This window comes from Streptomyces sp. NPDC126497 (assembly GCF_040302425.1).
Classification (GTDB): Bacteria; Actinomycetota; Actinomycetes; order Streptomycetales; family Streptomycetaceae; genus Streptomyces.
This window is the reverse complement of the sequence record NZ_JBEORT010000034.1, coordinates 1-17,227: the sequence shown is the minus strand read 5'-3', so window position 1 is coordinate 17,227 and position 17,227 is coordinate 1. Positions and strand designations below refer to the sequence as shown.

At 75.3% G+C, this 17,227-nt stretch carries 15 protein-coding genes; 11 read left to right on the top strand and 4 right to left on the bottom strand.

Features of this window, described 5'->3' with window-relative positions:
* Positions 1 to 20: 20 nt before the first annotated feature.
* Positions 21 to 1,463, top strand: coding sequence for an adenylosuccinate lyase (gene purB, locus ABTY20_RS16645; protein WP_351997727.1), 1,443 nt, complete (start codon positions 21 to 23; stop codon positions 1,461 to 1,463).
* A gap of 44 nt (positions 1,464 to 1,507) precedes the next feature.
* Positions 1,508 to 2,008 (top strand): G/U mismatch-specific DNA glycosylase, encoded by a 501-nt coding sequence (gene mug / locus ABTY20_RS16640; RefSeq protein WP_351997770.1) that lies wholly within the window; start codon positions 1,508 to 1,510, stop codon positions 2,006 to 2,008.
* Positions 2,009 to 2,077: 69 nt separating this feature from the next.
* Here the strand turns inward: mug and ABTY20_RS16635 are convergent, their stop codons facing one another.
* The gene (locus ABTY20_RS16635) at positions 2,078 to 2,803 is read right to left on the bottom strand and encodes an ABC transporter permease (RefSeq protein WP_351997726.1); all 726 of its coding nucleotides are present in this window, start codon (positions 2,801 to 2,803) and stop codon (positions 2,078 to 2,080) included.
* 2 nt (positions 2,804 to 2,805) lie between these two features.
* Positions 2,806 to 3,726 (bottom strand): ABC transporter ATP-binding protein, encoded by a 921-nt coding sequence (locus ABTY20_RS16630; RefSeq protein ID WP_351997725.1) that lies wholly within the window; start codon positions 3,724 to 3,726, stop codon positions 2,806 to 2,808.
* A 108-nt stretch (positions 3,727 to 3,834) separates the two neighbouring features.
* On the opposite strand from ABTY20_RS16630, the gene ABTY20_RS16625 reads away from it, so the two are divergent.
* From ABTY20_RS16625 to ABTY20_RS16615, 3 genes are all read left to right on the top strand, one after another.
* The gene (locus ABTY20_RS16625; protein ID WP_351997724.1) at positions 3,835 to 5,004 is read left to right on the top strand and encodes a sensor histidine kinase; all 1,170 of its coding nucleotides are present in this window, start codon (positions 3,835 to 3,837) and stop codon (positions 5,002 to 5,004) included.
* Between the two features lie 14 nt (positions 5,005 to 5,018).
* On the top strand, positions 5,019 to 5,681 hold the full coding sequence (locus ABTY20_RS16620) for a response regulator transcription factor (protein WP_351997723.1): 663 nt from the start codon (positions 5,019 to 5,021) through the stop codon (positions 5,679 to 5,681).
* A 106-nt stretch (positions 5,682 to 5,787) separates the two neighbouring features.
* Positions 5,788 to 6,945 carry an ROK family transcriptional regulator gene (locus ABTY20_RS16615; protein ID WP_351997722.1) on the top strand — a complete coding sequence of 386 codons (1,158 nt, stop codon included), beginning with the start codon at positions 5,788 to 5,790 and terminating at the stop codon, positions 6,943 to 6,945.
* Between the two features lie 92 nt (positions 6,946 to 7,037).
* On the opposite strand, the gene ABTY20_RS16610 is transcribed toward ABTY20_RS16615, so the two are convergent.
* Entirely contained in the window at positions 7,038 to 7,799 is a 762-nt protein-coding gene (locus ABTY20_RS16610) for a GntR family transcriptional regulator (protein ID WP_351997721.1), read from the bottom strand.
* A gap of 386 nt (positions 7,800 to 8,185) precedes the next feature.
* Between ABTY20_RS16610 and ABTY20_RS16605 the strand changes: the two genes are divergently transcribed.
* The 4 genes from ABTY20_RS16605 to ABTY20_RS16590 all read left to right on the top strand — a co-directional run bounded on the left by ABTY20_RS16605 (position 8,186) and on the right by ABTY20_RS16590 (position 13,564).
* Positions 8,186 to 9,016, top strand: coding sequence for an alpha/beta fold hydrolase (locus ABTY20_RS16605; protein ID WP_351997720.1), 831 nt, complete (start codon positions 8,186 to 8,188; stop codon positions 9,014 to 9,016).
* Between the two features lie 56 nt (positions 9,017 to 9,072).
* Entirely contained in the window at positions 9,073 to 10,503 is a 1,431-nt protein-coding gene (gene pdxR, locus ABTY20_RS16600) for a MocR-like pyridoxine biosynthesis transcription factor PdxR (protein ID WP_351997719.1), read from the top strand.
* A gap of 111 nt (positions 10,504 to 10,614) precedes the next feature.
* Positions 10,615 to 12,198, top strand: a complete 1,584-nt coding sequence (locus ABTY20_RS16595; RefSeq protein WP_351997718.1) for an alkaline phosphatase D family protein — start codon at positions 10,615 to 10,617, stop codon at positions 12,196 to 12,198.
* Positions 12,199 to 12,295: 97 nt separating this feature from the next.
* Entirely contained in the window at positions 12,296 to 13,564 is a 1,269-nt protein-coding gene (locus ABTY20_RS16590; protein WP_351997717.1) for a GNAT family N-acetyltransferase, read from the top strand.
* A gap of 69 nt (positions 13,565 to 13,633) precedes the next feature.
* Here the strand turns inward: ABTY20_RS16590 and ABTY20_RS16585 are convergent, their stop codons facing one another.
* Entirely contained in the window at positions 13,634 to 14,809 is a 1,176-nt protein-coding gene (locus tag ABTY20_RS16585; RefSeq protein WP_351997716.1) for a trans-sulfuration enzyme family protein, read from the bottom strand.
* Between the two features lie 72 nt (positions 14,810 to 14,881).
* Here ABTY20_RS16585 and ABTY20_RS16580 point away from each other — a divergent pair, with 72 nt between their 5' ends.
* A complete protein-coding gene (locus ABTY20_RS16580) occupies positions 14,882 to 15,373 on the top strand; it encodes an Lrp/AsnC family transcriptional regulator (RefSeq protein ID WP_351997715.1) in 492 nt (163 codons plus the stop codon).
* Positions 15,374 to 15,405: 32 nt separating this feature from the next.
* Positions 15,406 to 17,094 (top strand): DUF885 domain-containing protein, encoded by a 1,689-nt coding sequence (locus tag ABTY20_RS16575; RefSeq protein ID WP_351997714.1) that lies wholly within the window; start codon positions 15,406 to 15,408, stop codon positions 17,092 to 17,094.
* The last annotated feature ends 133 nt before the right edge of the window (positions 17,095 to 17,227 follow it).

The window sequence follows — 17,227 nt, the reverse complement described above, 5'->3', positions numbered from 1 at the left end:
CGCCAGTAGACTCCCTGCACGTGACTGCTGCGCCCGCCAAGCCCCGTATCCCGAACGTCCTCGCCGGACGCTACGCCTCCGCCGAGCTCGCCACGCTCTGGTCCCCCGAGCAGAAGGTGAGGCTGGAGCGCCGGCTCTGGCTCGCCGTGCTGCGGGCCCAGAAGGACCTCGGGATCGAGGTGCCCGACGCGGCGATCGCCGACTACGAGCGGGTCCTCGACACCGTCGACCTGGCCTCGATCGCCGAGCGCGAGAAGGTCACCCGGCACGACGTGAAGGCGCGGATCGAGGAGTTCAACGACCTCGCCGGGCACGAGCACGTGCACAAGGGGATGACCTCCCGCGACCTCACCGAGAACGTCGAGCAGCTGCAGATCCGGCTCTCGCTGGAGCTGGTGCGCGACCGTACGGTGGCCGTGCTGGCCCGCCTGGGCAGGCTGGCCGGCGAGTACGGCGAGCTGGTCATGGCCGGCCGCTCGCACAACGTGGCCGCGCAGGCCACCACCCTCGGCAAGCGGTTCGCCACCGCCGCCGACGAGCTGCTCGTCGCGTACGGCCGGGTGGAGGAGCTGCTGGGCCGCTACCCGCTGCGCGGCATCAAGGGCCCGGTCGGCACCGCGCAGGACATGCTGGACCTGCTCGGCGGCGACGCGGACAGGCTGGCGGAGCTGGAGCGGCGGATCGCCGGGCACCTCGGCTTCTCCCAGGCGTTCACGAGCGTCGGCCAGGTCTATCCGCGCTCGCTCGACTACGAGGTCGTCACCGCGCTGGTGCAGCTGGCCGCCGCGCCGTCGTCGCTGGCGAAGACGATCCGGCTGATGGCCGGGCACGAGCTGGTGACCGAGGGCTTCAAGCCGGGCCAGGTCGGCTCGTCCGCGATGCCGCACAAGATGAACACCCGCTCCTGCGAGCGCGTCAACGGCCTGATGGTGATCCTGCGCGGCTACGCCTCGATGACCGGCGAGCTGGCCGGCGACCAGTGGAACGAGGGCGACGTGTCCTGCTCGGTGGTGCGCCGGGTCGCGCTGCCGGACGCGTTCTTCGCGCTCGACGGCCTGCTGGAGACGTTCCTGACGGTGCTCGACGAGTTCGGCGCCTTCCCGGCGGTCGTGGCCCGGGAGCTGGACCGCTACCTGCCGTTCCTCGCCACCACCAAGGTGCTGATGGGCGCCGTGCGCGCGGGCGTCGGCCGCGAGGTCGCGCACGAGGCGATCAAGGAGAACGCCGTCGCCACCGCCCTCGCCATGCGGGAGCGGGGCGCCGAGCGCAACGACCTCCTCGACAAGCTCGCCGCCGACGGGCGGCTGCCGCTCGACCGTGCGGAGCTGGAGGCGCTGATGGCGGACAAGCTGTCCTTCACCGGTGCCGCGGGCGACCAGGTCGGCGCCGTCGTCGGCCGCGTCGAGGAGATCGTCGAGCAGCACCCGGAGGCCGCCGGGTACACCCCGGGGGCGATCCTCTGAGCCGCTTCACCCAGGAGGAGTTGGAGGCCGCCCGCGACCGCCTCGTGCCGGACGTGGCCGCGGACGGCCTGCGCGTGCTGTTCTGCGGCATCAACCCCGGTCTGATGACGGCCGCGACCGGCCACCACTTCGCCCGCCCCGGCAACCGCTTCTGGCCGGCCCTGCACCGCTCCGGATTCACCCCCCGGCTGCTGTCGCCGTCCGAGCAGCGGGAACTGCTGTCGTACGGGCTCGGCATCACCAACGTGGTGGCGCGGGCGACCGCGCGGGCCGACGAGCTGGGCGCCGAGGAGTACCGGGAGGGCGGGCGGCTGCTCGCCCTGAAGGTGGCCCGGCTGCGGCCGCGGTGGCTGGCCGTGCTGGGCGTCACCGCGTACCGCGCGGCGTTCGACGACCGGAAGGCGCGGGTGGGGCCGCAGGAGCGGACCATCGGCGAGACCCGCGTGTGGGTGCTGCCCAATCCCAGCGGGCTGAACGCGCACTGGACGCCGGCGGCGCTGGCGGAGGAGTTCGGCCGGCTGCGGGAGGCCGCGGCCGGGGAGTGACGGCCGGGTGACCGGGGCGGGGCGGTTCCCGCCGGCACGGGCGGTCGGCGGGAGCCGGCCGGCTTCCGGTCAGGCGTCGCGGCGGCGCAGGCTCCGCGCCCCGGCCGCCAGCGCGGCGGCCGTCCACAGCGCCGTGACCGCCAGTCCCGACCAGGGGCCCGGTGTTCCGTCGTGGGTCTCGTACAGGACCACCTGTCCGGCCCGGTCGGGCAGGAAGCCGGTGACGGTGCCGGCCGCGTCGCCGATCACGAACGACACCACGAGGACGAAGGGGATCAGCAGGGACAGCGTGGCCATCCCGCTGCGCAGCAGGGTCGCCAGGCCCGCGGCGAACAGGGCCATCAGCGTGAGGTAGACGGCGCAGCCCACGACGCCCCGGACCTGCTCGGCCGGGGTGAGGCCGCCCGCCGCCCCACCGAGCCCCGCCCGCGCCACGAGGAGCGCGGCCAGGGCGGCCGGCAGGCTCACGGCCAGCGTGGAAACGGCGATCGCCGTGGCCTTCGCGGCGAACCAGCGTCCGCGCCGCGGGACCGCGGCCAGCGAGAGCCGCAGGGCGCCGTCGTGGTACTCCGCCGACACGGCCATGGCGCCGAAGGAGAGGGCGGCGATCTGCCCCGGCACGACACCGGACAGGGCCGTGAACAGCGGGTCGAACCCGGGGTCCGACGTGCTGGAGACCCCGGCGATCGCGGAGAACGCCGTGGTCGCGGCGAACAGCGCGAACAGGGCTCCCGGGAGCGGGCGGACGGTGCGGATCTTCAGCCACTCGGCGCGGAGCACGGGTGCGAACTGCACGGTCAGGCCTCCTGGGGCTGTGCGGCGAACTCGGTCTCGGCGGCGGTCAGGTCCAGGTAGGCCTGTTCCAGCGTGCCCTGGTCCGTCGCGAGTTCGAGGATCGGCACCCCGGCGGCGGAGGCGAGGCGTCCGATGTCGTCCACCCGCGCGTCCGGCACGGTCCAGTGGCCGTCCGGGTGTTCCACGGCGTCGTGACCGTACCCGGCGAGGACGCTCCTGAGGGCGGTGGGGTCGGAGGTGCGGACGCGGACGGCGGGGCGCACGCGCGCGTCGATGAACTCCCGCATCGGGGTGTCGGCGAGGAGCCGGCCCCGTCCGAGGACGACGAGGTGGTCGGCGAAGGAGGCGGTCTCGTTCATCAGATGGCTGGAGACCAGGACGGTCCGCCCCTCGTCCGCGAGCCGGCGCAGCAGGGTGCGGATCCACACGATGCCTTCCGGGTCGAGACCGTTGGACGGTTCGTCGAGCATGATCACCTCCGGGTCGCCGAGCAGCGCGGCGGCGATGCCCAGCCGCTGGCGCATGCCCAGGGAGTACGTCCGCACCCGGCGGCGCGCCACCGGGCCCAGGCCGGTCTCCTCCAGCACCTCGTCGACCCGGCGGTCCGGGATGCGGTGGCTCGCCGCCAGGACGCGCAGATGGTCGCGGCCGGTGCGGGAGCCGTGCGCGGCCCGCGCGTCGAGCAGGGCGCCGACCCGGCGCAGGGGTTCCTCGAAGGTGGCGTAGGCGCGGCCGCCGACGGTGGCGGAGCCGGACGTGGGGTGGTCGAGGCCGAGCACCAGGCGCATGGTGGTGGACTTGCCGGCGCCGTTGGGGCCGAGGAAGCCGGTGACGCGGCCGGGCAGGACGCGGAAGGTGAGGTGGTCGACGGCTCGCCGGGTGCCGTACTCCTTGGTGAGGTCCTGGACGTCGATGCTGGTCATGGCAGCAGCGTGACGGCCCGCACGGGGCCGGGGCCTCCCCCGCCGGTGGGGATCGTCTCCCCCGCGCGGGGGAGGTCCCTCGCCGGTGGCGGCTGACACGATGACGGCATGATCCGCTTGCTGCGCCCGTTCGGCCGGGCGGTGACGTACACACGGTTGCTGCACCTGTTCATCGCGATCGTGTGGCCGTCGCTGTGGCTGTTCGTCCAGGAGGCGTGGTGGACCTGGGCCGCGGCGGCCCTGGTGCTCGTGCCCGTCGGGCTGGTGCCCGCGATGCGCACCGTGGAGGGGCTGCAGGCCAGGCTGCTGCTGACCGGTCAGCGGCACGACAGCGACAGCGCCGGCATCGTCGTCGCGCCGTCCGCCTCCTGGAGCGCCCGGGGCAGGCTCGTCGTATGGCTCCAGGCGCGGCTGCTGATCGGCTGCGCGACCTCGGTGTTCACCGCGAACCTGCTCATGGCCGCGGTGGACCTGGGGGCGGCGGCGTTCGGCGGGGACACGGCCTCCGGCGAGCCGTTCCTCCTCGAAGGCCACGGCTGGTGGCACGTCCTGCTGGTGCCCCCGGCCCTGGCGACCCTGGCGGCGACCGTGATCGCCTCGGGCCACCTGATCACGGCGCTGGCCCACCGCCTGCTCGGCCCCTCCCCCGCCGAGCGGCTGGCCGCCCTGGAGGAGCGCACCGAGCGGCTCCTGGAGCGCACCCGCATTGCCCGGGAGCTCCACGACTCCATCGGCCACGCCCTGACCGTGGCCGTCGTGCAGGCGGGCGCCGCCCGCGCGGCCGGCGATCCCGCCTTCACCGAGCGGGCGTTGGATGCCATCGAGGAGACCGGCCGGGCCGCGCTGGAGGACCTGGAGCGGGTCCTCGGCGTCCTGCGCGAGTCCGGCGGGCCGGCCGGCGGCCGCCCGGCCCTCACGGACGCCGACCGGCTGCTGGAGTCCGCGCGGGCCTCCGGCGCGGAGGTCGACGTCGCCGTGACCGGGCCCCTGGACACCGTGCCCGGGCCGGTCTCCCGCGAGGGGTACCGCATCCTCCAGGAGGCCCTGACCAACGTGCTGCGGCACGCGGGCGCCGTCCCCGTGCGGGTCCGCATCGCGGTCGACGACGGCTCGCTCGGCCTGGAGGTCCGCAATCCGCTCACCGGGACGGTGCCCGGGCCCGGCCGGGGCAGCGGACTGCGCGGCATACGCGAACGCGCGGCGCTGCTGGGCGGGCGGGCGCGCACCGGCCCCGACCGGGGGGACTGGCGGGTGCGGGTGGAGCTGCCGTTGCGCTGATCTACGCTGGCCGCATGCCGGTCACCGTTCTGCTCGTCGACGACGAACCCCTCGTACGCGCGGGTCTGCGGGCGGTGTTGGAGGCGCAGCCGGACATCGAGGTCGTCGGGGAGGCGGCCGACGGTGCGGCGGTGATCCCGCTGGTGCGGCAACTGCGGCCGGACGTGGTCGCCATGGACGTGCGCATGCCGCTGCTGGACGGGATCGAGGCCACGCGCGCGCTGCTGCGGACGGTCGACGCGCCGCCGAAGATCCTCGTCGTGACGACGTTCGAGAACGACGAGTACGTGTACGGGGCGCTGCGCGCGGGCGCCGACGGATTCCTGCTGAAGCGGGCGCGGCCGGCGGAGATCGTGCACGCGGTGCGGCTGGTCGCCGAGGGCGAGTCACTGCTGTTCCCCGCCTCGGTGCGGCAGTTGGCCGCCGAGCACGGGGGCGGGGGCGGGAACCACGCGGCGCGCGCGGTGCTGGAGCGGGCACGGCTGACCGAGCGCGAGGGGGAGGTGCTGCGGCTGATGGCGCGGGGCCTGACGAACGCGGAGATGGCGGCGCGGCTGGTGGTGGGGACGGAGACGGTGAAGTCCCATGTGAGCTCCGTGCTGGCGAAGCTGGGGGTGCGCGACCGGACCCAGGCGGTGATCGCGGCCTACGAGTCGGGCTTCGTGACGCCGGGCTGAACGCCGGGCTGGACCGCGCTCCCGGGGCGCCCCGCCCGGAGGTCGCCGGGGTCCTCCGTGCCGAGTACGATCCGCCCAACATGCGCACGAGCTGGGAGGACGGACGGTGGGGCGGCTGACCGGCGGGGACCCCTCACTGCTGCGGAGGATCAACTCCGCGGTGGTGCTGCACGCGTTGCGGGCCACGGACTGCGCGACGCTGACCGAGGTGACCCGGGTGACGGGGCTGTCCCGGCCGACCGTCGAGGGCGTCGTGGAGGGGCTCATCGAGGCGGGCCTCGTCGTGGAGACGGCGGCCGAGGAGGGGGTCGCGCGGCGGCAGGGGCGGCCGGCGCGGCGGTTCCGGTTCCGGGCGGAGGCCGGGCACCTGCTCGGCCTGGAGATCGGGGCGCGCCGGGTGGCCGTGCTGCTGGCCGATCTGGACGGCCGGGTGATCGGCGCGCAGGCCCGGGACGTCGACGGGACGGCCGACGCCGACGAGCGCCTGGAGCGGCTGCGGGGGGCCGTCGCGGAGCTGCTGCGGCGGGCCGGCGTCCCGCGCGGCTCGCTGCGGGCCGTGGGCGTGGGCACGCCGGGGATCGTGGAGGCGGGCGGCACGGTGCGGCTGGGCACGGCGCTGCCCGGCTGGACGGGGCTCGGTCTCGGCGAACGGCTGAGCCGGTCCTTCAGGTGTCCGGTGCTGGTGGAGAACGACGCCAACGCGGCCGTCGTCGCCGAGCACTGGAAGGGCGCCGCCCGGGGGACCGACGACGTGGTGTTCGTGCTGGCCGGGCTGAGCCCGGGCGCCGGGTCGCTGATCGGCGGGCGGTTGCACCGGGGGTACGGCGGAGCGGCCGGCGAGATCGGGGCGCTGCACCTGCTGGGCCGGGAGGCGACCCCCGAGGCCCTGTTGTCCACCACGGACGAGCCGCTGCACCCGCTCGACGAACAGGCGGTCGCCGAGGTCTTCGCCCGGGCCCGTGAGGGAGACCAGCGGGCGCTGGCGGCCATGGACCGGTTCATCCGCCGGCTCGTCCACGACGTGGCGGCGCTGGTGCTGGCCCTCGATCCGGAGCTGGTCGTGATCGGCGGCTGGGCGGCCGGCCTGGACGGCGTCCTGGAGCCGCTGCGCCGCGAACTGGCCCGCTACTGCCTGCGCCCGCCCCGGGTCGCCCTGTCCCACCTCGGCGAGGCGGCGGTCGCCACCGGCGCGGTCCGCCTCGCCCTCGACCACGTGGAGGAGCAGCTCTTCGCGGTGGAGGGCACGGTGACCGCGCGCCGGTAGCGGGCGCGCCTCCGCACCGGCGCGAAGCCCGCGGCGCCGGGCGCGGCGGTCCGGGAGAGGGCGCGGACGCGTCCCCCACGGCCGGCGCGGTGTCAGGACGCGTGGCGTTCCGGGCCGTGGTGGATCTCGACGCCGCCGGAGTCGCCGAAGGTCAGACGGCAGGTGTCCGCGCGGTAGGTGGCCACGGAGAGCGCGGCGGTGCGGCTGCGGGCGACGAAGCGGGTGGTGACGACGAGGACCGGCGCACCCGGCAGGCGGTCCAGCTCCTTGGCCTCGTCCGCGCGGGCGGAGCCGAGCTCCACCGTGTTCTCCTGCCGCTCCAGCTCCAGGTGCTGCAGTTCCCGCAGCACCGCACGCGCGCGCGAGGGGCCGGACGGCGCGTCGATGCCGGACAGGTCCGGCACCGAGTCCGCCGGGATGTGGAGGAGTTCGGCGGCGACGGGCTGGCCGTGGGAGACGCGGGAGCGCCGCACCACGTGCACGGGCTCGTCGCGGCCGGTCTCCAGGGCCTCGGCGACGGCGGCGGGCGGCACCTCGAGCGCGCAGTCGAGGGCCTGCCAGGCGTCGTGCGGCCCGCCGGGCCAGGCGTGCTGCGCCGTGCCGACGGAGACGCCCATGCGCGGCGGGGCGACCGTGGTGCCCACGCCGCGGCGGCGCTGCAGCCTGCCTTCGAGTTCGAGCTGTTCCAGAGCCTGCCGGAGCGTGGCGCGGGCGACGCCGAAGCGGGCGGCGAGGTCGCGCTCGTTGGGCAGGATCTCGCCCACCGAGAACTCCGAGTCCAGCGCCTCGCTGAGCACGGTCCTGAGGTGCCAGTACTTCGGTTCCGGCACCGTTTCCAGCTGCGTGGTCCCCACCCTGTCCTCCACGATCGCCGTGTCCGGCCGCGTTTTAGCGCCCTTGTTTATTAAAGATTGTTTCACTTATCTGCGACCATAAGGCGCCCTTCACCCTTGGTCAATACCAATCGGGCGCCACGGCGACGGCCCCCGCCGCGTCGGCCGCCCGGCCCGGCACGCGGTGGGCGCCTCCCGGGAGGACGGGGCGGCAGGTTCCCCGAAGACGTCGGCCGCGCGGGTCGGCGGCCACGGCGCCGTCCCGACGGCCCGCGCGGCCGCGTCCGGGCGGTGCCGGCCGTCGGGACGCGCCGACCGGGGGCTACCCGTCGGTAGCAATTGCTGACAAGCTGTCCACCACGTCGGGCGACGTCCGTTCCCGCGAGTCCCAGACGAGGAGCATCCTCATGTCCGCGACCGTCTCCGTCGAGGTCACCTCTCCCCTCGGCCCGCAGACCGTGACCCTGTCCCACGCGCGCGCGGGCCGCGGCGAACCGCTGCTCCTGCTGCACGGCATCGGCCACCACCGGCAGGCCTGGGACCCGGTGGTGGACATCCTGGCGACCGAGCGCGAGGTGATCGCCGTGGACCTGCCGGGCTTCGGCGCCTCCCCGCCGCTGCCCGACGGCCTCGCCCACGACCTGCCGACCATGAACGCCGCCCTGGGCGCCCTGTGCGAGGAACTGGGACTCGGCCGGCCGCACGTCGCGGGCAACTCGCTCGGCGGCCTGCTGGCCCTGGAGCTCGGCCGCGAGCGGCTCGTGCGGTCCGTCACCGCCCTGTCCCCGGCGGGCTTCTGGACGCAGGCCGAGCGGCGGTACGCCTTCGGCGTGCTGATCGGCATGCGGCGCGTCGCGGAGCGGATGCCGCTCCCGCTGGTCGAGCGCCTCGCCCGCTGCGCGGCCGGACGGGCGGCGCTGACCAGCACCATCTACGCCCGTCCGGGACGCCGTTCCCCCGAGGCCGTGGTCGCCGAGACGCTCGCCCTGGCCGGGGCCACGGGTTTCGCCGAGACCCTCCGCGCGGGGACCGCCGTACGGTTCACCGAGGACGTGCCCGGCATCCCCGTGACCGTCGCCTGGGGCACCCGGGACCGGATCCTGGTCCCCCGGCAGGGCGTCCGCGCCAAGCGGATCATCCCCCGGGCCCGGCTGGTCCGGCTGCCCGGCTGCGGCCACGTCCCGATGAACGACGACCCGGCGCTGGTCGCGCGCGTCATCCTCGACGGCAGCCGCTGAGGGCGGGACCGCACGAAGGGGTCCCGCGGTCCGGGAACGCCTAGGGTGGCCCTGTCATGACGTCACCGCAGACCGGCCCCGGGGGGCCCGCCGCCTCCTCCGCCTGGGAGTTGCTGCTGCCGGCCGCCTCCGCACCGCCGCGCGCGCGTGGCCGTTCGCTGCAGGCCGCGCTGCGCGAGGCGGTGCGGTCGGGACGGCTGGCGCCGGGGACCCGGCTGCCCTCCAGCCGTGATCTGGCGGCCGACCTCGGTGTGTCGCGCGGGCTGGTCACGGATGCCTACGAGCAGCTGACGGCGGAGGGCTACCTGCGCTCCGGCCGGGGTTCCGGGACGTGGGTGGGAGCGGCGGCGCGGGCCGCCCTCCCGCACGCCCGCGACCTCGCCCCGCGCACCCCCGGCGCCCGCGCGGACTTCGTCCCCGGCACACCCGACCTGTCGCTGTTCCCCCGCGCGGCATGGGCCGCTGCGCAGCGCGGTGTGCTCGCGGACCTTCCGCACCGGGAACTGGGCTACCCCGATCCGCGCGGGCTGCCCCGGCTGCGCACGGCGCTGGCCGGGCTGCTCGCGCGGCGCCGGGGCGTGGCGGCGGATCCCGAGCGGATCGTGGTGGTCTCCGGGGTGGCGCAGGCGTCGGCGCTGCTCGGATCCGCCCTGCACGCACGCGGGGTGCGCGCCGTCGCCGTGGAGGACCCCGGCAGCCCGCAGCACGCGTCCCTGTACGCGGCCGCCGGGGTCACCGCCGTACCCGTGCCGGTGGACGGCGAGGGGCTCGCGATGGAGCCGCTGCGGGCCTCGGGGGCGCGGGCGGCCGTCGTGACGCCGGCGCACCAGTTCCCCACCGGCATCGCGTACTCCGCGCGGCGCCGGACCGAACTGCTCGACTGGGCGCGGTCCGTGGACGGGATCGTCCTGGAGGACGACTACGACGGCGACTTCCGCTACGACCGGGCGCCCGTCGGCGCCCTCCAGGGGCTCGACCCCGAGCACGTGGCCTACACCGGTTCGGTCAGCAAGTCCCTCGCCCCTGGGCTGCGGCTCGGCTGGCTGCTGGTGCCGCGGGGGTGGGCCGAGGAGGTGGTGGAGCGCAAGCGCACCATGGATCTCGGCCATCCCACCCTGGACCAGGCGCTGTTCGCCCGGTTCCTGGAACGCGGCGACTACGACCGTCAGCTGCGCCGCTGCCAGCGGGCCTACCGCGAGCGGCGCGACGCGCTGGTCGCCGCCCTCGGGGAGCACTTCCCGGGCGCCCGGGTGTCCGGGATCGCGGCGGGGCTGCACGTCATCGTCGCGCTGCCCGGGCGCCACGGGCCGCGGGAACGCTTCCTCGCGCGGGTGGCGGAGGCCGGTGTGGCGGTGCGCCCGCTCGCGGACTACGCGCACGACGGGGCGCCCGAGGAGGACGTACGGCTCGTGCTGGGCTACGCGCATGTGACGCCCGCGCGGATCCACGAGGGGGTGCGCCTGATGGCGGAGGCCGCCGCCCGGTAGCCGCCCGCCCCGCCCGCGCGAGGTGTTCACCCGGGGTTCGCGTGCGCGCCGCGCCGTTCGCGTAGGTGTGGTGGCGCACACTGGCCGGATCCCGTCCCTGGAGGCGCCTCCATGTCCCACCGTCCGCTCCCCGGTCGTCGCGCCGTGCTGCGCGGCTCGCTCGCGGCCTCGGCGGCCCTGACCCTGCCCACCGCGTTCGCGGCGCCCGCCTTCGCCCGCTCGGGGCGTCCGCGGGCCGAGTGGGGCGTGCAGAGCGGTGACGTCACCCGTGACGGGGGGCTGGTGTGGGTGCGCTCCGACCGTCCGGCGCGGATGATCGTCGAGACGTCGGCGACGGAATCGTTCCGCCGTCCGCGCCGATGGCACGGCCCGCTGCTCGGCGCGGGCACCGACTTCACCGGCACGACCCGGCTGCACGGGCTGCCCTCCGGGGAGCAGATCCACTACCGGGTGCTGCTCGCCGACCCCGACGACCCGCGCCGCACGAGCGAGCCGGTCACCGGCGCCTTCCGCACGGTCTCCGCCCGGCGCCGGGACGGTGTGCGGTTCCTGTGGTCGGGGGACCTGGCGGGCCAGGGCTGGGGCATCAACCCCGACCTCGGCGGCTACCGCATCTTCGACGCGATGGCGCGCCTGGACCCCGACTTCTTCCTGTTCAGCGGCGACACCGTCTACGCCGACGGCCCCGTCTCCGCGACCGCCGCCCTGCCGGACGGCGGCGTCTGGCGGAACGTCACCACCGAGGAGAAGTCCAAGGTCGCCGAGACCCTCGCCGAGTTCCGGGGCGCCTTCCGCTACAACCTGCTCGACGAGAACCTGCGCCGGTTCAACGCCCGGGTGCCGTCCGTCGTGCAGTGGGACGACCACGAGGTGCGCAACAACTGGTACCCCGGCCAGCGGATCACCGACACGGACGCCCGGTACACGGAGAAGAGCGTCGACGTGCTGGCGGCCCGGGCGCGACGCGCGTTCGGCGAGTACTTCCCGATGTCCACGCCGCGGCCGGGCGCCCGGGAGGGCCGGATGTACCGGGTGCTGCGGCAGGGTCCGCTGCTCGACGTGTTCGTGCTGGACATGCGGACGTACCGGAACGCCAACTCCTCCGGCGACCAGACCGTGGACCCGCAGGGCATCCTCGGGCGGGAGCAACTGGACTGGCTCAAGCGGGAGCTGGCGCGGTCGCGGGCGGTGTGGAAGGTGATCGCCGCCGACATGCCGATCGGTCTCGTGGTGCCCGACACGACCGAGGGCGCGCGGCACGTCGAGGCGGTGGCCCAGGGCGACCCGGGGGCGCCGCTGGGGCGCGAGCTGCAGATCGCGGAGCTGCTGCGGTTCGTCAAGCACCGGCGGATCACCGGCACGGTGTGGCTGACGGCCGACGTGCACCACACCTCGGCGCAGCACTACCAGCCGTCGCGGGCCGCGTTCGACGACTTCGAGCCGTTCTGGGAGTTCGTCTCAGGACCGCTGAACGCGGGCGCCTTCCCGGCCAGCGCGCTCGACGGCACCTTCGGCCCGGAGCGGGTGTGGGTGAAGGCGCCGAGCGCCTCGAACGTCTCGCCCGCCGGCGGCTACCAGTTCTTCGGCGAGGTCGACATCGACGGCGGCAGCGGCGAGTTGACGGTGCGGATGCGGGAGCAGGACGGCACCGTGCTGTTCACGAAGACGCTGCGGCCGGGTCTGGTCGGCCAGTAGATCGGCACAACAGGCAACAGCGCGCTTTACCCGTCAGTCACAGCACGTTTGTGATCGCGAAACACGATTCCTTCACAGTGGCTGCATGAGTCGAGACATGTCTGACGTGACGAACACCCGGCACGGCGGGACCGTGCACCGCCGGTGGAGCCCCGTCGAGCTCACCGCGCGGTCCACGGCCGCCTTCCGCGCGTGGCGGGAACGGCGCCACGGCCACGCGCCGCCGGCGCACGATACCGGCGGCGCCCCGCCGCCCTCCGCCGCGGCCGGTGGCGTGCTGTGGCGGATGCGGACGACGGTCAAGGACGAACCGGGCGCGCTGGCCGCGCTCTGCACGGCGCTGGCCGGGCTGCGGGTCGACATCCTGAGCCTGCAGACGCACCCGCTGGGTGAGGAGACCGTCGACGAGTTCCTGCTGCGGGCGCCGGAGGGGACGGACCTCGTCGCCGCCGTGTCGCGCGCCGGCGGCGCGGACACCTGGACCGAGCGGGCCGACGCCCACGACCTGGTGGACGCCCCGACCCGGATCCTCGGGCTGGCCACCCGCACCGTCCAGGACGCGGCCGAACTGCCGCTCGCGCTGCGCCGGCTGCTGGGGCGGTGCACGATCCGCTCCTGGCCCGCCACCTCCCCGGGCGGCCGCCGGGCCCTGGAGACCGTGCCCGAGGAGGGCCTCCTGGAGGACACCGTGATCCGGCTGCGCGCCCCGGAGGGCGGGGTGATCACCGCGGAGCGGCCGTACCTGCCGTTCACCCCCACCGAGTTCGCCCGCGCCCGGGCGCTGGTGGAACTGGACGCCCGGCTCGGTCCGCGGATCCCGCGCGGCCGTGACGTCCTCACGCTGCCGGAAGGCGGCGCCCTCTCCGTGCGCCGCGCGGACACCGGCGATCTGGCGGCCGCGCGGGCGATGCACGAACGGTGCTCCGCCGAGACCCTGCGCATGCGGTACCACGGGCCGGTCGGCGACGCGGACCGCTATCTGAACCACCTGCTCAGCCCGCGTTTCGGCCGCACGCTCGCCGCGCAGACCGCCTCGGGCCGCATCGTGGGCCTCGGCCATCTGCTGTGGGACGGCGACGAGACCGAGGTGGCGCTGGTCGTGGAGGACGCCTGGCAGCGCCGGGGCGTCGGCACCGAACTGCTCACCCGGCTGGTGGCGATGGCGGCCGAGGCGGGCTGCTCCGACGTGTACGCCGTGACACAGGCGTCCAACACCGGGATGGTCGCCGCGATGCGCGGCCTCGGGCTGCCGCTCGACTACCGGATCGAGGAGGGCACCCTGGTCATCACGGCCCGCCTGGACGCCGTGGCGGACCGCCGCGTGACCGGGGAGCGGGAGCACGGCGAGCGGATCGGCCGGCCGTAACCCGTCGCGCGCGGGAACGGGAGCGGCCCGGCGGGTCGCGCCGCCGGGCCGCTCCCCGCGTGCCCGGCCTCAGCCCCGGGCCGACGCCTCCGCACGTCCGGGCGTCCCGGCCCGCTCCCCCAGGGCCGCGTCCAGATCGGCCCACAGGTCCTCGACGTCCTCCAGGCCGACCGAGAGCCTCAGCAGCCGGTCGCTCACCCCGGCGTCCCTGCGGTCGTCGGCGTCGACGATGCGGTGGCTGATGGAGGCCGGGTGCTGGATGAGGGAGTCCACGCTGCCCAGGCTGACGGCCGGGGTGATCAGGCGGACGCCGGCGATCACCCCGTGCGGGTCGCCGTGTACTTCGAAGGAGACCATCGCCCCGCCGATGCGCGGGTAGTGCACCCGGTCCACGCGCGGGTCGGCGGTGAGCCGGCCGGCGAGTTCGGCGGCGTTCGCGGACGCGGCCCGCACCCGTACCGGCAGGGTCGACAGGCCGCGCAGCAGCAGGTATCCGGCCAGCGGGTGCAGCACGCCGCCCGTGGCGAACCGCACCTGGCGCAGTCGCCCGGCGAACTCCTCGTCGCAGGCCACCACGCCCGCCAGCACGTCCCCGTGGCCGCCGAGGTACTTGGTGGCGCTGTGCAGCACCAGCCGCGCCCCGTGCTCGGCCGGGCGCTGGAGGACCGGGGTGGCGAAGGTGTTGTCGACGAGCAGCGGCACGGAGCCGCAGGCGTGGGCGACGGCCCGCAGGTCGATCTCGGCGAGCGTGGGGTTGGCCGGGGTCTCCACGAGCACCAGGCCGGTGTCGGGGCGCAGCGCGTCGGCGACCCCGGCCGGGTCGGTCCAGGTCACCTCGGAGCCGAGCAGTCCGGCGGTCAGCAGGTGGTCGCTGCACCCGTACAGGGGACGTACGGCGACGACGTGCCGCAGTCCCATCGAGCCGCGGACCAGCAGGACGGCGCTGAGCGCGGCCATGCCGCTGGCGAACGCGACCGCCGACTCCGTGCCCTCCAGGCGGGCGAGGGCGGTCTCGAAGCGGGCGACGGTCGGATTGCCGAGCCGCCCGTAGACCGGCGGGCCCTCCGGCTCGGCCCCGGTGGCGGCGAAGGCGTCGATGCGGGCCGCCTCGGCGCGGCTGTCGTACGAGGGGTAGGTGGTCGACAGGTCGATCGGCGCGGCGTGCAGTCCCAGTCCGGCGAGGTCGTCGCGGCCTGCGTGCACGGCCTCGGTGGCGAGTGCGCGGGTGGTGCGTCGCGTGTCCATGCCCAAGTCCATGGACGGAAGGGTGAACACCGAACGGGCCAGGGGAGCCACATCCCGTGCTACGTTCGGCCGGTGGCCGAATCTGTCGTACTGGATCCGGTGGACCTCCATCTGCTGCGGCTGCTGCAGAACGACGCCCGGACGACGTACCGGGACCTCGCCGCGCAGGTCGGGGTCGCGCCGTCGACCTGTCTGGACCGGGTGGCCCGGCTCCGCCGCTGCGGCGTGATCCTCGGGCACCGGCTGGAGCTGGACCCCGCCAAGCTGGGGCGCGGGCTCCAGGCGTTGTTGTCGGTGCAGGTCAGACCGCACCGGCGGGAGCTGGTGGGACCGTTCGTGGAGCGGATCCGGGCGCTGCCGGAGTCGCTGACCGTGTTCCACCTGACCGGCCCCGACGACTATCTGGTGCATGTCGCGGTCGCGGACATGGCGGACCTGCAGCGGCTGGTGCTCGACGAGTTCACGTCCCGGCGGGAGGTGGCCCGCGTGGAGACCCGGCTGATCTTCCAGCAGTGGGACTGCGGCCCGCTGCTGCCGCCTTCGCCCACAGCTCAAACGGGATGACGGGCCGCCGGACGCGTACCAGGATGGTCGGCATGTCTCAGACCCACAGCCCGCTCCCCCGTCAGGTCGCCGACGCCTACGTCGACGAGCTCATCGCCCTGGACCCGATCACCGGAACGTTCCTGGGGGTGAAGGAGAGTTCCTCCCGGCTGCCCGATCTCTCCCCCGCCGGCCAGGAGGCGGTCGCCGGACTGCGGCGGGCCACCCTCGCGCGGCTCGACGAGGCCGAGCGGCAGCCGGGCGCGGACAGCGACGTGGAGCGCCGCTGCGCCCGCCTGCTGCGCGAACGGCTCACCGCGGAACTGGCCGTGCACGAGGCCGACGAGGGGCTGCGCTCGGTCGGCAACCTGGGCACGGTCGCGCAGGCGGTGCGCGAGGTGTTCACCGTGACGCCGGCCGAGACGGAGGAGGACTGGGCGGCGATCGCGAAGCGGCTGCGCGCGGTGCCGGCCGCCCTGGCGGGGTACCGGGAGTCCCTCGCGCTCGGCCTGGAACGCAAGCTGTACGCGGCTCCGCGCCCGACGGAGACGTTCACCGGGCAGCTCGACGAGTGGGCGGACACCGGCGGGGGCCGGGGCTGGTTCGAGGACTTCGCCGCGGCGGGACCGGACGCGCTGCGCACGGAGCTGGACGAGGGGGCCCGCGCGGCGACCGCGGCCGTCGTGGAGCTGCGGGACTGGATGCGCGACGTGTACGCGCCGGCGGTCGAGGGCGCGCCGAACACCGTGGGCCGGGAGCGCTACGCCCGCTGGTCCCGCTACTACAACGGCACCGACCTGGATCTGGACGAGGCGTACGCGTACGGCTGGTCGGAGTACCACCGGCTGCTCGGCGCGATGAAGGAGGAGGCCGAGAAGATCCTGCCCGGCGCCGCGACGCCGTGGGTGGCGCTGGCCCACCTGGACGAGCACGGGCGGCACGTCGAGGGCGTCGACGAGGTCCGTGAGTGGCTGCAGGGCGTGATGGACCGGGCGATCGAGGCCCTGGACGGCACCCACTTCGACCTCGCCGAGCGGGTGCGGAAGGTGGAGTCGCGGATCGCCCCGGCGGGCAGCGCCGCGGCGCCGTACTACACGCCTCCGTCGGAGGACTTCTCCCGGCCCGGCTGCACCTGGCTGCCCACGATGGGCCTGACCCGCTTCCCGGTCTACGACCTGGTGTCGACCTGGTACCACGAGGGCGTGCCCGGCCATCACCTCCAGCTGGCGCAGTGGGTGCACGTGGCCGAGGACCTCTCCCGCTACCAGGCCTCCGTGGGCATGGTCAGCGCCAACGCCGAGGGCTGGGCGCTGTACGCGGAGCGACTGATGGACGAGCTCGGTTTCCTCGCGGACGCGGAGGAGCGGCTCGGCTACCTGGACGCGCAGATGATGCGGGCGGCCCGGGTCATCGTCGACATCGGCATGCACCTGGAACTGGAGATCCCGGCGGACTCGCCGTTCCACCCGGGCGAGCGCTGGACGCCGGAGCTGGCCCAGGAGTTCTTCGGGGCGCACAGCAGCCGCCCGGCGGACTTCGTGGAGAGCGAGCTGACCCGCTACCTGACGATCCCGGGCCAGGCGATCGGCTACAAGCTCGGCGAGCGGGCCTGGCTGCTGGGCCGGGAGAACGCGCGCAGGCGGCACGGTGACGCCTTCGACCTCAAGGCCTGGCACATGGCGGCGCTGTCCCAGGGGTCGCTGGGCCTGGACGACCTGGTGGACGAGCTGTCGGCGCTGTGAGCCGGGCCGGCGCGGCCGGCGCCGGAAGCCGCCCTCGGAGTCGACGACCTGACCGGTGTCCCGGTCCGCCTCGTCGTGCGGCCGGCCGCACGTGGAGGCGGGCGGGGCCCTGGGGCGGGCCCCGGCGGCCCGG

What these genes read in the sequence shown, in the direction of transcription:
- pdxR (WP_351997719.1), top strand. Translation starts at nt 9,073, where the DNA reads ATGACGTCACCGCAGACCGGCCCCGGGGGGCCCGCCGCCTCCTCCGCC.
- ABTY20_RS16595 (WP_351997718.1), top strand. Translation starts at nt 10,615, where the DNA reads ATGTCCCACCGTCCGCTCCCCGGTCGTCGCGCCGTGCTGCGCGGCTCG.
- ABTY20_RS16605 (WP_351997720.1), top strand. Translation starts at nt 8,186, where the DNA reads ATGTCCGCGACCGTCTCCGTCGAGGTCACCTCTCCCCTCGGCCCGCAG.
- ABTY20_RS16625 (WP_351997724.1), top strand. Translation starts at nt 3,835, where the DNA reads ATGATCCGCTTGCTGCGCCCGTTCGGCCGGGCGGTGACGTACACACGG.
- ABTY20_RS16620 (WP_351997723.1), top strand. Translation starts at nt 5,019, where the DNA reads ATGCCGGTCACCGTTCTGCTCGTCGACGACGAACCCCTCGTACGCGCG.
- ABTY20_RS16585 (WP_351997716.1), bottom strand. Translation starts at nt 14,809, where the DNA reads ATGGACACGCGACGCACCACCCGCGCACTCGCCACCGAGGCCGTGCAC.
- ABTY20_RS16590 (WP_351997717.1), top strand. Translation starts at nt 12,296, where the DNA reads ATGTCTGACGTGACGAACACCCGGCACGGCGGGACCGTGCACCGCCGG.
- ABTY20_RS16630 (WP_351997725.1), bottom strand. Translation starts at nt 3,726, where the DNA reads ATGACCAGCATCGACGTCCAGGACCTCACCAAGGAGTACGGCACCCGG.
- ABTY20_RS16575 (WP_351997714.1), top strand. Translation starts at nt 15,406, where the DNA reads ATGTCTCAGACCCACAGCCCGCTCCCCCGTCAGGTCGCCGACGCCTAC.